The following is a 14,351-nucleotide window of genomic DNA, read 5'->3' as shown; positions in this document are numbered from 1 at the left end:
TGAAAAAGCAATAAAAATTTTGTGATTTTGCACAAAAAATAAGCCCCTGTTCAGGGGCTTATTGATTTCATTCAAATTAAACTTGAGCAAGGGCCTGTTCGAGGTCAGCAATCAGGTCATCGACATGCTCAATCCCAATAGATAAACGCACTAAGTCTTCACTGACGCCTGCTGATTTCAGCTCTTCGGCATTGAGTTGACGGTGCGTGGTTGTGGCAGGGTGACAGGCCAAACTTTTGGCATCCCCAATATTCACTAAACGGGTAAACAGCTGTAATGCATCAATAAAGCGGGTGCCACCGGCTAAACCATCCTGAACACCAAAAGAAAGGATGGCAGAAGGTTTACCTTTCACATACTTTTGTGCCAAATGGTGCTGTGGATGATCAGATAGACCTGCGTAATTGACCCATTTTACTTTTGGATGTTGTTTTAAATATTCAGCAACCTGAATGGCATTTTCAGTATGGCGTTCCATACGTAGGCTTAAGGTTTCGAGTCCTTGTAGGATCAAGAATACGCTTAATGGACTAATTGCTGCACCAGTATTACGTAAAGGCACCACGCGTGCACGGGCAATATAAGCTGCCTCACCCAGTACTTCGACATAATTCACGCCGTGATAGCTTGGGTCTGGTGTATTTAATGCTTTAAAACGTTCAGGAAATTGGCCCCAAGGAAATTTGCCACTATCGACAATCACGCCACCAATGCTGTTGCCATGCCCGCCGATATATTTGGTGAGTGAGTGAATCACAATGTCTGCACCAAATTCAAAAGGTTTGAGCAGTGCAGGGGTCGCCACGGTATTATCTACGATCACAGGCACGCCATATTCATGCGCAATCTTGGCAATCACTTCTAGATCGATGATATTGCCGAGCGGATTACCAATGGACTCAATAAAGACCAATTTGGTTTTGTCATCAATAATCTGGCGTAATGCTTCTGGATTTTGATAATCGAAGAAGCGCACTTCAATGCCTTGCTTTGGCAAGGTATGGGCAAACAGGTTATAGGTTCCGCCGTATAAGGTGGATACTGATGCAATATTGTCGCCTGCTTCGGCAATGGTTTGAATTGCGTAAGTGATTGCAGCCATACCCGATGCTAAAGCCAATGCACCAATTCCACCTTCAAGTGCCGCAATACGTTGTTCGAGTACGGCTGTAGTCGGGTTCATGATCCGTGTATAGATATTGCCCTGCACTTTGAGATCAAATAAATCTGCACCATGTTGCGTATTATCAAAGGCATAAGAAGTGGTTTGATAAATGGGTACCGCCACGGCTTTGGTGGTTGCTTCTGGTGAATATCCCGCATGAATGGCTAAAGTTTCATCTTTATAGGTCATGATTACATCATCTACGTGAGTTAAATACTGACCGAGTCTAGCGCATATTTTATCCAAAATGGTGCATAATTTTTGCGCTACATAGCGTTTTTGGTGATATAGCCTCTGCTTTCGCTCTAGTCGCGGTTTTAAGAAAAGTGAAATCATTCAAGCTTGTAATGTCTTGAAAAAGAAAATCCTTTGTTCGAGGCAAACAAATCCCAACTTAACTTCAAGTCAATTGGGTTTTCAGCGTATAATACGCCCGATTATTTTATTCGCTTATTTGCGATGTATTGGTTTTTCAATTGAGGAGTCCTGCGTGGCCCAATATATTTATACGATGAACCGAGTGTCGAAAATGGTTCCGCCGAAGCGCGAAATCTTAAAAGACATCTCTTTATCATTTTTCCCAGGTGCAAAAATTGGTGTGCTTGGTTTGAACGGTGCAGGTAAGTCAACCTTACTCCGTATTATGGCTGGCGTAGATAAAGATTTCTCAGGTGAAGCTCGTGCACAACCAGGAATCAAAATCGGCTATTTAGAACAAGAGCCGCCACTTGATCCAAGCAAAGACGTTCGTGGTAACGTTGAAGATGGCGTACGCGAAGCACTGGATGCTTTAGCTCGCCTTGATCAAGTTTTTGCTGAATATGCTGAACCAGATGCAGATTTTGATGCGCTTGCGAAAGAGCAAGAAAAATTAGAATCAATCATCCATGCATGGGATGCACACAACCTGAATAACCAGCTTGAAATTGCAGCTGATGCATTGAATCTTCCAGCTTGGGATGCAGATGTATCACTACTTTCAGGTGGTGAGCGTCGTCGTGTTGCCCTGTGCCGTTTATTGCTATCTAAGCCAGACATGTTGCTTCTTGATGAACCGACGAACCATTTAGATGCTGAGTCAGTGTCTTGGTTAGAGCGTTTCTTGAAAGACTTCCCTGGTACGATCGTGGCAATTACGCATGACCGTTATTTCTTGGATAACGTGGCTGAGTGGATTCTTGAACTTGACCGTGGTATGGGGATTCCTTATCAAGGTAACTATTCTTCTTGGTTGGAACAAAAGAATGCTCGTTTAGAACAAGAGCAGAAACAAGAAGAATCTTTTGCGAAGGCGTTGAAGAAAGAGCTCGAATGGGTTCGCTCAAATGCCAAAGGTCAGCAAAAGAAAAACAAAGCGCGTATGGAACGTTTTGAAGAGCTTAACTCTAAAGAATTCCAACAACGTAATGAAACTTCTGAAATCTACATTCCACCTGGCCCACGTTTGGGTAACAAAGTTGTGGAAGTGGAAGGCATCAGTAAATCATTCGATGGTCGCCTCTTGTATGAAAACCTGACCTTCACTGTACCACCTACAGCGATTGTCGGTATCGTGGGTCCAAACGGTGCGGGTAAAACCACGCTATTCCGTATGATGACCGGTGAACAGCAACCAGATACAGGTACTGTGACTTTAGGTGAGTCGGTTAAAGTGGCTTACGTTGGTCAGATTCGTGACACCTTGGATAACAACAAAACTGTTTGGGAAGAAGTTTCTGGCGGTTTAGATATCTTAAAAATTGGTGATTACGAAATCGCATCACGTGCTTATATCGGTCGCTTTAACTTCAAAGGTCAAGATCAGCAAAAACGCGTAGGTGAATTGTCTGGTGGTGAACGTAACCGTTTACAACTTGCCAAGATATTACAGATGGGCGCCAACGTGATCTTACTGGATGAACCATCGAACGACTTGGATATTGAGACTTTACGTGCGCTTGAGGATGCAATCTTGGTATTCCCAGGTACGGTTATGGTGGTATCGCATGATCGTTGGTTCCTCGACCGTATTGCAACGCACATTTTATCTTTTGAGAACGAACAGCCAGAATTCTACACAGGTAACTATGCAGAATACGAAGCTTATCGCCAATCGCGTCTAGGTGATGATGCGGCTCAAAAACGTACCAAGTACAAAAAAATTACAGGTTAAGTCCTGATATAAAAAAACCAGCTTTCGAGCTGGTTTTTTTATGCTTATGAAAACGCTAATTCACTGAATGCACTATATAAATAGGCTTTGGCTTCAGGATGCCCTAAGTTGGCTGCGCGTTCTAGCCAATATTGAGCTTTGCCATAATTTTTATCTAAACCTAACTCGCCATGTAAATAGCTCTCGCCTAGTTTAAAGGCTGCATCTGCATTACCACGCAGTGCTGCACGTAAAAAATACCAAACGGCATTGCGGTCATTGGCTGAAATAAACGGGTGGGCATCTTGCTCATGTTCGTGATGGGCCAATGTTTTAAAAAATTCGGCTTTGTGAATTTCCTGTTCAGAGTCGGACAGGCTGTTCTGTTGAACCAAATCAGAACAATAGGAATGCAACCGCTGTTTGATATTTACAATATTCATCATGCAACTCCTTAAGCTAAGTTTTTCATTATTATGTTTTTAATATATGTTTTTTCTTTGCAGTTATTGTTCTATTTGTGTATTTCAGCAGATTGAGAAATGTCATAAAAAATAAGCCAATACCTAATTGCTCAAGTAATTAGCTTAATATGGAGTGCCGATTTATTTGTGTCTATTTATTAAAATCGCCGTGCAAATCAGACCACATCAGCAGTGGTGTAACAGTGACGACATCGAAAACCATCGCCAAAGGGTAGAGCACCATGCGAGTTGCCCGTTTGACTGGATGTTTGGTGGTGAGCGAGGTCTCTTGCTGTAAGATGATTGGATAGGGTTGTGCTAATTTCTGTTGGATTTTTTGCTGATCGAGTGCCTGATACAGCTGCCCTTTAAAAAACACATTGATATAGGGATAGGGCGCAGATTCTTGGTTTTGAATCAAGTCAAAATTTTGTCTAAAACCTAGAGATTTCAATAATTCTTTTTGCTTTGGATTGAGATCCACCATACGGGTGTGGTAGCGAATTTGTAATACACCACGAAAATGATTCGGGTCATCCATAGTCAGTACCAGTGGGCTAGGATGACTAAAGCTGCGTTGCTCGGCTGGAATGGCATGTAAAAGCTTTAGCAGTTCAGCACTGCCATCGGTCATTAAGTAGTTGAAATCTTGTCCAATAAACACCAGACCTTGGTTTTTCTCATCTTGAATGGCTTGTCCAAGTGCCAAAATTTGATCGGTTTTCAGTGTGGTGGTTTGAACCTGAGTACTTTCACTCGGCAGGGCTGTGGAAAGTAGCGTGGTTGCACATCCGCTTAAAGCAATGGCTAAGACCAGAAGAGAGAAGGTTTTATACATAAAATATCCGTCAGAAAGAACATTATTGTCATGAATGAGAATCAAAAAACGTTTTAAATCAGTGAGAAATTCACTGAAAATTGTTTTGTAATTTTATTACATTGGCATAGCCTGCTATAGTGCCTTTGTGCAATTTACTGTAAGGGTGTGCTGTTGCAACGCTCAACTGTTTTCGTGACCGTCTTGCTGAGTTTGTTCATATTCCAAAGTTTCTGGAATGTGGCGGCAGCATTTTGCGCGCATGAAACGGTCAGTGAGTACAGTACGTTGAATCATTTTGGGCATCATGTCGCTGAACAGACACACAGTGCTGAACAAAGTGCTGTCCTCGATAAAGTCGCTGCAGATTTGCCGATGCCCTTAAGCTTGCAAGATCATCATGATCATTTGCCATCTTGTTTTCATGTGGTGGTGGCTGAAGTTCAGCAACGTGTGAATGAACCGATGTTGCATAGCCAAGACATAGAACAAAAATATTACTGGTCTAATTCCTACCAGTCACCACATCTCTCTGGATTAAATCCGCCCCCTGTATTGACCCCGCTATAGGTGGGGTAGCCGAAAAATAGCCCACCGCAATCTTATTACTTTGCGGGGCTTTATATGTCTTCTAGTTTAAATCAGCGTATCCATGCAGTTGAGCAACATACGCGAAAAAATCCGACTCAATTGTCGTTGAAGTGGTCAGTGTTGGCACTTGCCTTAAGTACGGCCATTTTGAGTCCATCCATTGCCGCAGAATCTTTACTGGATGCGAATCAGCAGCCTGTAAGCAAAGCTGCCCAACGCAATCTGAATTTTGAGCAAATCTTGCAGGATGTGAAACGATATCAGGCTGGCACAGGGGTGTGGCAAACCCAGCAAGGAATCGCTGAGGCCAATGTAAAACAAGCGGGTTTATGGTCGAACCCAAGTTTTTCGATTCAGCAAACTGACTTTAGGTCGGGTAAAGATAAAGAGCTGGAGTTTGGTGTTTCACAGAAATTGGACATTTTTGGTCAACGCCGTGCTGCGGTCAAACTTGCGGATGTACAAGCGTCTCAGGTCGGCCTCAATCAAGAGCTATATAATGCGCAACTTGAGTTGGCGGTGAAATATCTGTGGTCGCAAGTGGTGGTGTTGGAGTTAGAACATGATGTGGTTCAGGCACAGCTAAAAACCAGTCAAGCGACCCTAGATGCAACGCGTTTAAGACTCAAAGCAGGCAGCATTGCGCAGGTCGATTTAGATCGTACTTTGATGGCGCATATTGAAAATCAGCGTTTATTTCAGCAGACCGAGCTGGCTTTAGCCACGGCAAAGCGTCAATTGGCAAATCTGTGGGGCAGTACCGATAATCGCTTCTCTACCCAAGCAAGTAATGTCTGGCCACAACAAAAAGATTTGCAAGATTATTTGCAGAACAACTTATTTGAGCGTGCTATTCAACTCGATATCGTGCGTCAAAAAGCCAATATCGATTATTTAAAAGTCTCCAACCGACCAAATCCAACCGTCAATTTAGGTATGGTGCAAAGTAAAAGCGCAGAAACAAATTCGACCGATAACAAGTTCCGAGTGGGCATCGATATCCCGTTGAATATTTTCAATCGTCAACAGTATTCATTGCGAATTGCCAATGCCAAACAAGATTTACTGGTCAAGCAGCAACAGTTTTACAAGCAGCAGAACTTAAATGCAATTCAGACTTTAACAGCAGAGTTGGCTGGATTGAAACAACAGTTCGATCTCGTCAATCAGCGACAAATTCCATTGTCTGAAACGGTACAAGAGAAAATGCTGCTCGGTTTCAAAGTCGGTAAATATGCCATTACCGATGTGCAGCAAGCCACCATGCAATTGCAAGATCAACGTTTAAATAAAGTGCAGTTACTCAAGAGTGCATGGCAAAAGCAAATTGATGCAGAGAGTCTAGCGTTGGGCATTGAGCCGAGTATGGTGAGTTCAAGTGACGCTTTAAATCAGATTAATCAAACCCTTTGGAAAGATACCAATAGCCTTCCCGCTGTAGTAGGAGCAGAATAATGTCGACAAATAAATCTAAAAAGCAGTGGTTTTGGGTCATTCTGGTGGTTGCTGTTGGCTTAGTCCTCAGCGCATTATTATTTTTCACGGGCAAAAACAAAGCCAGCGATGCGGCTGCGGCGGATAGCCATGCTGAAGGTGAGGAAGGGCATGCTGAAGGTGAAGCGGGGCATGGCGAGGAAAGTGAGGAAGGCAGTTTAAATCTAAGCCCCAAACAGATGACTGAATACGGGGTTAAACTGGCTCAGGTTGGTGTGGGTGAAGTTGGACAGCAATTTGCCTATCCTGCCAAGTTGGTCACCAATACCGATCAGCAAGCGCATGTTTCAGCAACCTTTGCTGGGCGTGTGGAAAGTGTCAATGCGGTACTTGGTCAACAAGTCAAGAAAGGGCAGGTTTTAGCCACTCTATTTATTCCTGATCTAGTGGATCAGCAAGCCAATTTAAGTATTGCCCAAGAAGCTTTAACCCTTGCACAGCAAGATTATCAACGTGAAAAACAACTTTGGGAACAAGGGGTTTCTGCACGTCAGGATTATCAACGTGCCTATAATGCCTATCGTCAGGCACAGATTCAGGTACAAGCTGCACGTAGCCGCTTATCTGCCTTGGGTGCATCCAACGGCAGTCAGGGTCGCTATGTCTTGACCGCACCTTTAAGCGGTGTGGTGAGTCTGAAAGATATTGTGGTGGGTGAGCAAATTACCGCCGATAAGCAGTTATTTGTGATTGATCAGCTGGATCAACTCTGGATTGAGTTTATTTTACCAAGCGTCAATAACATCAATGTCCAACCAGATCAGCAGATCGAGTTTAAGTCGCTGCAAACCAATAATAGCTTTAAAGCACAAATCCAGACTTTGACCACCGCGGCAGATACCCAGACAGGTCGTTTGCAGGTGCGTGCCAAAGTACTAACCCCAGCCAAAGAATTACGACCTAATTTGATGGTGAACGTGTTGTTAGATGGCACGGACAAGAAGCCTGTGCTTCGTGTTGCCAAAGCGGCGATTCAGCAGATCGAGGGCAAAGCCACGGTTTTTGTCGCTAAGCCAGAGAAAGACCAAATGCATTTCACGCCAACACCTGTACAACTGGGGAATTACTCAAGTGATGGGCAGTGGGTGGAAATCCAATCGGGTCTGACTGAAAAGCAACAATATGTCAGTCAAGGCAGTTTCCTTTTGAAATCTGAGATCGAGAAGGGAGAGGCCGAGCATGGACACTAAAGATAAGTTGCAGCTTCCTCCTGCGGAAGGTCTGTTTGATCGGATTATTCAGTTTTCAATCCGCAATGCGATTTGGGTCATGCTGTTTGTGGTGGCATGGATCGGGGTCGGTATTTATAGCTATCAAAAACTGTCGATTGATGCCGTGCCTGACATTACCAACGTACAGGTGCAGATTAACAGTCAGGCGGGGGGATTTACTGCCCCTGAGGTTGAACAACGTATTACTTATCCGATTGAAAATGCCATGTCGGGTATTCCGAACTTGGAACAAACCCGCTCGATCTCCCGTTACGGCTTGTCCCAAGTCACGGTGATTTTTAAAGATGGTACCGATATCTACTGGGCGCGTCAGCTGATTAACCAGCGCCTACAGGAAGCCAAGAGTGCTTTGCCTGATGATATCGATCCACAAATGTCACCGATTTCAACGGGGCTAGGCGAGATCTATCAATGGGTGATCAAGGCTGAACCGAATGCCAAAAAGGCCGATGGTACGCCTTATCAGGCCATGGATCTACGTGAAATTCAGGACTGGATTGTTCGTCCTCAATTACAACGTGTGCCGGGTGTTGCTGAAATCAATACCATTGGGGGATATAACAAGACCTATGTGGTTTCTCCCGACCTGAAACGTTTGCAACAACTGCAAATTCCATTAACCGATTTGCAGACTGTACTCACTGAAAATAATGAAAACCGCGGTGCAGGTTTTATTGAAGAAAATGGTCAACAGCTGACGGTACGTATTCCGGGGATGTTGAAAACCGTACAAGATATTGAGAATGTCACGGTCAGTACCAAGAACGGTTTGCCGATTCGTGTTGCCGATGTTGCAACAGTTTCGATTGGACATGATCTAAGAACCGGTGGTGCAACATACAACGGTGAAGAAACCGTACTCGGTATCGCGATGATGATGATGGGTGAGAACAGTAAATCCATCGCTCAAGCACTCGACAGCAAAATGCAGGAAATCAAACGTTCATTGCCTGAAGGAGTGGTGGTCGAAACGGTATATAACCGCAGTAACTTGGTTGATAAAGCCATTAAGACGGTGGCCAAGAACCTGATCGAAGGTGCAATCTTGGTGATTGTGATCCTATTTGTATTCTTAGGTAACTTCCGTGCGGCATTGATTACCGCCTGTATTATTCCGCTGTCGATGTTATTTACGCTGACAGGCATGGCAGAGCAAAAGATCAGTGCCAACCTGATGAGTTTGGGGGCATTGGATTTCGGGATTATTGTCGATGGTGCGGTGGTGATTGTCGAAAACTGTATTCGACGATTGGCAGAAGCACAACATCATAAAGGTCGACTCCTAACCCGTTCAGAACGTTTTACCGAAGTATTCTTGGCAGCAAAACAGGCACGACGTCCGCTGATTTTTGGACAAATCATCATTATGGTGGTGTATTTGCCAATCTTTGCACTGGCAGGTGTGGAAGCGAAAATGTTCCACCCAATGGCAATGACCGTGGTCTTGGCCTTGATCGGCGCCATTATTTTATCGGTGACTTTCGTCCCTGCAGCAGTGGCCTTATTTGTTACTGGTGAGGTCAAAGAGAAAGAAAGCCGTTGGATGGCGGCATTAAAAAGCGGCTATAAATCCTTGCTGGATAAAGCCTATGCTTTTCGCTATGTGGTGGTGGCTGGTGCGGTGACTATTTTGATACTCACCGCTGCGATTGGTTCGCGTGTCGGTAGTGAGTTTGCGCCACAACTGAGTGAAGGTGACTTTGCTTTACAGTTGATGCGTGCACCAAGTACCGGAATTGAAGAATCACTGAAGATTCAGGAGAGTGTCGAGAAGCAATTACTCGCAGAGTTTCCAGAAATCAAAGCGATCTTTGCCCGTACAGGTACGGCCGAAGTGGCAACGGATGTGATGCCGCCTAATATTTCTGATGCAATCGTTCTGTTAAAGCCGCGTGATCAATGGCCTGATAAATCGGAAACCATTGACGAGCTTCGGACCAAAATGTTGGCCTATGTGGAGAAAATCCCAGGTAATAACAGTGAGTTTTCACAACCGATTGAATTACGTTTCAACGAACTGATTTCAGGCGTACGTAGCGATATTGGGGTCAAGATCTTTGGTGATGATATGCAGGTATTGAACCAAGAAGCAGAAAAAGTCGCGCAAACCTTGAGAACGATTACTGGTGCAAGTGAAGTCAAAGTCGAGCAGACGGATGGCTTACCTTTGCTCAATGTCGATATTGACCATGCATTGGCTGCGCAATATGGTTTATCCGTTAAATCCATTCAGGACTTGGTCGCTGCCAGTATTGGTGGACAAAGTGTTGGACAGATTTTGCAGGGTGACCGTCGTTTTGATTTTGTGGTGCGTTTAGATGATGGGATGCGCACGCCGCAGCAACTGGCCATGTTGCCGATTCAACTGCCGAATGGTGGTTTGATCAAACTACAAGACGTGGCAAAAGTGGAGAATATTCTCGGCTTGGCACAAGTCAGCCGTGAAAATGGCAAGCGCCGTGTTGTAGTCACCACCAACGTACGCGACCGTGATTTGGGCTCATTTGTGGGTGAAATGCAGCAGAAATTATCTCAGCAAAAATTACCAAGCGGTTATTGGCTCGGTTATGGCGGTCAGTTTGAAAATCTGGCCTCGGCAAAAGCCAGAATGCAGATTGTGGTGCCATTGGCATTGCTGATGATCTTCGTTCTGTTGATGGCAGTGTTTAATAACTTTAAAGAAAGCTTGCTGGTGTTTAGTGGTGTGCCATTTGCCCTATCGGGCGGTTTGGTGGCGCTGTGGCTACGTGATATTCCCTTGTCGATGTCAGCAGGTGTCGGTTTTATTGCACTCTCTGGTGTCGCCGTGCTGAATGGTCTGGTGATGCTGAGCTTTATTAAAGAGTTACGAGAGCAATATGATGTTCATTACGCCACATGGCATGGCGCGGTATTACGCTTACGTCCTGTCTTGATGACCGCTTTTGTTGCATCGCTTGGCTTTATTCCAATGGCGATTGCCACAGGTACAGGGGCAGAAGTTCAGCGCCCACTGGCAACCGTGGTGATTGGCGGGATTATTTCATCCACCTTGCTGACCCTGCTGATTTTGCCCGTGGTGTATCGTTGGATGAATGAAGCCAAACAGGACAAAGGTCAGGAAAGTGCAATTTAATCTGTTTATGCTATCTTCTTAATGAAGCACTTTATTAAGAAGAATCTGAACCAGCCAAAGCGATTTTCGCCTTGGCTGACTTTAAGACTGCAACAGGTCTTATTCAATTATGATAAGGAGTCCAACATGGGTGGACATCAAGGGCATGACCATAGTCATGCAGCGGTCACTGAAGGTAATATCAAAAAACTCACCATTGCGCTGATACTGACTTCAACTTTCTTAGTGGTTGAAGTGGTTGCGGGTTTAATCACCCAGAGTTTGGCGTTACTGTCCGATGCAGCACATATGTTTACCGATGCGGCTGCATTAGCGATTGCTTTAGTGGCAATTAAAATTGCTAAACGTCCCGCAGATAACAAACGTACTTTTGGTTATCAGCGTTTTGAGATTCTGGCAGCCTTATTTAATGCCTCGATGCTGTTTTTTGTGGCAATGTACATTCTGTACGAAGCTTACCAGCGCTTTACACAACCGCCTGAAATTCAAAGTGTCGGTATGCTGATTGTGGCGAGCTTGGGCCTGATTATTAATTTAATTTCCATGAAATTGTTAATGTCCAGTGCGGCTGAAAGCCTGAATATGAAAGGCGCATATTTAGAAGTACTGAGTGATGCATTGGGTTCAGTGGCTGTCATTGTGGGTGCAGTGGTGATCTATTTCACCAATTGGTATTGGGTCGACACCATTCTTGCAGTTGCGATTGGTTTCTGGGTATTGCCGAGAACATGGATTCTGCTCAAACAGAGTATCAATATCTTGTTGGAAGGTGTGCCAGAAGAGGTCGACATTGAAAAGCTACGCAATGATCTACTGGGATTGGATGGCGTTGAGAGTATCCATCAGTTAAAGGTCTGGGCGATTACCTCGAAGAATATTCATTTGACTGTGCATCTGTTTGCACCGAGAGCTGATCGTAATCAATTGCACCGTGCTGCGATTGAGATGTTATCGCACGAGCATGGTATTGCTGAAGTGACCTTGCAAATTGAGGACGATGAAGAAATGAATTGCCAGCATACCCATCAACATGATGAGAAAGCTGAACACGATCCTTCACATCAGCATTAAGCTGATGTGAAGATTTGTTTTGGAATAATAATTAATTCTGCCATTCGTTGTTGCAGTCACGGCATTTCCAATGTTTTTGTGCCTGCATAAACGCTTGCATTGAAATTTTAAAATCAGGTAGATCACGCCAGAATAAAACCCCAGCAATCACACAGATCGCAAACACCGCGACGGTCGCAATTTGCAGACCTTGACCTGCACCATTGCCAAAAATCCACATCGCAACGCTAATCAAGACCAAAATTAATAAAATAAAAATGGCAGGGACCAAAAGCACTAAACTTTTGGGTACGTTAGGGCGAGGGCTGTTAGCACCCTGACTGGCAGGCATAATTTTCACGCTTTGACATTTAGGGCAGCGGTATTGCATAGAGGATTCCTATTCTGTTTTGTCCATTTTAGCGAAAATTATGCAAAAGCAAAAATCTTGAGTCTTTCAAATACATAAATTTACTTATTTTGTTGTATGTGATGCCACAAAGTCGATTTTTACATTTGCTTGAAAACCTTGCTACAGCTCGTCTAAAGCCATTCGCAAAAGTCAGGGCAGTCTGCTAAGTTGCAAGATGAGTGGGTTGAATAATGCGAAAGGAAACGCATGTTAAACACCAAGATTCTAAAATTGCGTTTATCCCGCATTCAGAAGGGAAAAGAGCATTTATCCAGCCAAGATAAGTTAATGTTGGTGACGATGCAAAGTCCTGATCTTAGTGCGCATTTTCTGCTGCGTTTATTTAAGGTGACTTTACCCAAGCAATGGCAATTCAGACATGAGAATGATGAAGACATTCTCTATGCCAGCCAATTGATTCAGCTAATTGAAGATGAGCTACTGAGCGCCTACGAGTCGCATGCGCGCAAGTATGCATGGTATGAGCAGTGTTTGGTCTATCGTCTGAATTTCATTGTGAAACAGCCGAATCAGCAACATATTAATGGCTATCTACGTCAGTTGGATCGCTGTCTGGATCAACAACCGAAAATTGATCTTTTGCATTATTTCCAACAACATTCTCCAAGTGCGCAACATGCGATTGCACTGGCCAAAGCCTATGCAGGGGCAGCACAATATAACCCAGCAATTGAATACTATGAATGGGCGGCACAACAATCGCAGCAACGTAACGAAACTGCTTTTTATGCTTATATTGATTGTCTGTTGAGTCGCAATCAGCCTGAATATCAGCCACAGTTGAGTGATGTTGAATATGCGCTGCATCTGTTACTCCATCATCTGAAACCGATTGACCAGAACAACCAGACCCAACGATTACAGTGTGCGGTCAGTTTGTTATTACCCGAGTCGGTACTGCGGACACGAGCTTCAAATAGTAATCTGTTGGCAGATATGGGACGCGGGCTAAATTCACTGGGGAAATCCTTAAATAGTATTTTTGGCGCTAAGCAATCGCATCTCCCTTTTAGTCAGGACGTGATTGCAACTGCACCACAGCTTTTAACAACGCAGCATGTGCTCACAAACTTGGCTCAGCAGAACACGATGCAAGTCGCCTGGCAGCATCTTCTGGAGCAGAATACGGCCAGTACAGGACCTGCTGATCTAGCGCTGACTTGTTTATGGCAAGCCATCCAGCAGAATGCAGAGATTTTGCACTTATTACAGCAACCTGTTCACTATGAGGAATTGCTTACTGAGCTGACTCCAATTGAAGCGAAGCCAAAGCCTGATTTTGATCTGGGGCATATTCAGATGATTCTGGAACAAGGGCTGATGGCGTATCTAGGAGACATCCGTTTGAATAAACAACATCCTGAGCGCAAAGCACTCTACGCGCAACGTGATGTGCTTGTTCAGGACATGATTGCTTTTGCCGTCTGGTTCAATCAGGAGGTTTTAGCCACATATCTGCAACAACAAAGCCAGCAGTTTGAGCAAGTGCGAAATAGATTGAGATTATTGGATGCCTCGGCCTTAAGTAGTGGACTATTTGCCTTGCAGTTTGAAATGCAAAAACGTGTGCAGGATCTTTCTGATTGGATGACACTAAAACTGGTGAAAGGCAGTGAGTTTGAGCAGATGCAAGCGGCATGGGTGGCCTTACGTGAGTTACCCAATTTTGGTATTGGACAAGTGCAAGTCCATCAGCTTGAAGCAGCATTGGCACAGTATAAAGCGTTGCGTTTGAGTCAGATGCAGACGCTGAGCGCTGAAGATCGATCAGTGCTGAGTCGAACTGATGAGCCATAGCGTTTTATGCAAAAGTGATGTTGATCTGAAGCAGCAAATAATTTGAAGCGATGCAACAAAAA

11 protein-coding genes are annotated in these 14,351 nt (G+C 44.3%); 7 read left to right on the top strand and 4 right to left on the bottom strand.

Annotated features, from left to right (window positions below; all coding sequences use genetic code 11):
• Positions 1-76: 76 nt before the first annotated feature.
• Positions 77-1,354: an O-acetylhomoserine aminocarboxypropyltransferase/cysteine synthase family protein gene (locus NDN13_RS13105; RefSeq protein WP_251115766.1), complete on the bottom strand. Its 1,278-nt coding sequence runs from the start codon at positions 1,352-1,354 to the stop codon at positions 77-79.
• Positions 1,355-1,655: 301 nt separating this feature from the next.
• Here NDN13_RS13105 and ettA point away from each other — a divergent pair, with 301 nt between their 5' ends.
• Positions 1,656-3,317: an energy-dependent translational throttle protein EttA gene (gene ettA, locus NDN13_RS13100; RefSeq protein WP_251115765.1), complete on the top strand. Its 1,662-nt coding sequence runs from the start codon at positions 1,656-1,658 to the stop codon at positions 3,315-3,317.
• A 44-nt stretch (positions 3,318-3,361) separates the two neighbouring features.
• Here ettA and NDN13_RS13095 read toward each other — a convergent pair whose 3' ends face one another.
• Positions 3,362-3,739 (bottom strand): tetratricopeptide repeat protein, encoded by a 378-nt coding sequence (locus NDN13_RS13095; protein ID WP_251118233.1) that lies wholly within the window; start codon positions 3,737-3,739, stop codon positions 3,362-3,364.
• Between the two features lie 172 nt (positions 3,740-3,911).
• Positions 3,912-4,598, bottom strand: coding sequence for a YidX family protein (locus NDN13_RS13090; protein WP_251115764.1), 687 nt, complete (start codon positions 4,596-4,598; stop codon positions 3,912-3,914).
• Between the two features lie 153 nt (positions 4,599-4,751).
• Between NDN13_RS13090 and NDN13_RS13085 the strand changes: the two genes are divergently transcribed.
• The 5 genes from NDN13_RS13085 to NDN13_RS13065 all read left to right on the top strand — a co-directional run bounded on the left by NDN13_RS13085 (position 4,752) and on the right by NDN13_RS13065 (position 12,080).
• Positions 4,752-5,147 carry a cation efflux protein, CzcI-like gene (locus NDN13_RS13085; protein ID WP_251115763.1) on the top strand — a complete coding sequence of 132 codons (396 nt, stop codon included), beginning with the start codon at positions 4,752-4,754 and terminating at the stop codon, positions 5,145-5,147.
• A 54-nt stretch (positions 5,148-5,201) separates the two neighbouring features.
• Positions 5,202-6,623: a TolC family protein gene (locus NDN13_RS13080; RefSeq protein WP_251115762.1), complete on the top strand. Its 1,422-nt coding sequence runs from the start codon at positions 5,202-5,204 to the stop codon at positions 6,621-6,623.
• Entirely contained in the window at positions 6,623-7,852 is a 1,230-nt protein-coding gene (locus NDN13_RS13075) for an efflux RND transporter periplasmic adaptor subunit (protein ID WP_251115761.1), read from the top strand. Before NDN13_RS13080 ends, NDN13_RS13075 begins: the two co-directional genes overlap by 1 nt.
• A complete protein-coding gene (locus tag NDN13_RS13070) occupies positions 7,842-11,009 on the top strand; it encodes an efflux RND transporter permease subunit (RefSeq protein WP_251115760.1) in 3,168 nt (1,055 codons plus the stop codon). Before NDN13_RS13075 ends, NDN13_RS13070 begins: the two co-directional genes overlap by 11 nt.
• A 126-nt stretch (positions 11,010-11,135) precedes the next feature.
• The gene (locus NDN13_RS13065; protein WP_251115759.1) at positions 11,136-12,080 is read left to right on the top strand and encodes a cation diffusion facilitator family transporter; all 945 of its coding nucleotides are present in this window, start codon (positions 11,136-11,138) and stop codon (positions 12,078-12,080) included.
• A gap of 31 nt (positions 12,081-12,111) precedes the next feature.
• Here the strand turns inward: NDN13_RS13065 and NDN13_RS13060 are convergent, their stop codons facing one another.
• Positions 12,112-12,450 (bottom strand): hypothetical protein, encoded by a 339-nt coding sequence (locus tag NDN13_RS13060; protein ID WP_251115758.1) that lies wholly within the window; start codon positions 12,448-12,450, stop codon positions 12,112-12,114.
• Positions 12,451-12,678: 228 nt separating this feature from the next.
• Between NDN13_RS13060 and NDN13_RS13055 the strand changes: the two genes are divergently transcribed.
• The gene (locus NDN13_RS13055) at positions 12,679-14,289 is read left to right on the top strand and encodes a hypothetical protein (RefSeq protein ID WP_251115757.1); all 1,611 of its coding nucleotides are present in this window, start codon (positions 12,679-12,681) and stop codon (positions 14,287-14,289) included.
• Positions 14,290-14,351: the final 62 nt, after the last annotated feature.

Source organism: Acinetobacter sp. C32I (assembly GCF_023702715.1).
Lineage (GTDB): Bacteria > Pseudomonadota > Gammaproteobacteria > Pseudomonadales > Moraxellaceae > Acinetobacter.
This window is presented reverse-complemented; position numbering and strand designations above follow the sequence as displayed.

What these genes read in the sequence shown, in the direction of transcription:
- NDN13_RS13105 (WP_251115766.1), bottom strand. Translation starts at nt 1,354, where the DNA reads ATGACCTATAAAGATGAAACTTTAGCCATTCATGCGGGATATTCACCA.
- NDN13_RS13095 (WP_251118233.1), bottom strand. Translation starts at nt 3,739, where the DNA reads ATGAATATTGTAAATATCAAACAGCGGTTGCATTCCTATTGTTCTGAT.
- NDN13_RS13090 (WP_251115764.1), bottom strand. Translation starts at nt 4,598, where the DNA reads ATGTATAAAACCTTCTCTCTTCTGGTCTTAGCCATTGCTTTAAGCGGA.
- NDN13_RS13080 (WP_251115762.1), top strand. Translation starts at nt 5,202, where the DNA reads ATGTCTTCTAGTTTAAATCAGCGTATCCATGCAGTTGAGCAACATACG.
- NDN13_RS13075 (WP_251115761.1), top strand. Translation starts at nt 6,623, where the DNA reads ATGTCGACAAATAAATCTAAAAAGCAGTGGTTTTGGGTCATTCTGGTG.
- NDN13_RS13070 (WP_251115760.1), top strand. Translation starts at nt 7,842, where the DNA reads ATGGACACTAAAGATAAGTTGCAGCTTCCTCCTGCGGAAGGTCTGTTT.
- NDN13_RS13065 (WP_251115759.1), top strand. Translation starts at nt 11,136, where the DNA reads ATGGGTGGACATCAAGGGCATGACCATAGTCATGCAGCGGTCACTGAA.
- NDN13_RS13060 (WP_251115758.1), bottom strand. Translation starts at nt 12,450, where the DNA reads ATGCAATACCGCTGCCCTAAATGTCAAAGCGTGAAAATTATGCCTGCC.
- NDN13_RS13055 (WP_251115757.1), top strand. Translation starts at nt 12,679, where the DNA reads ATGTTAAACACCAAGATTCTAAAATTGCGTTTATCCCGCATTCAGAAG.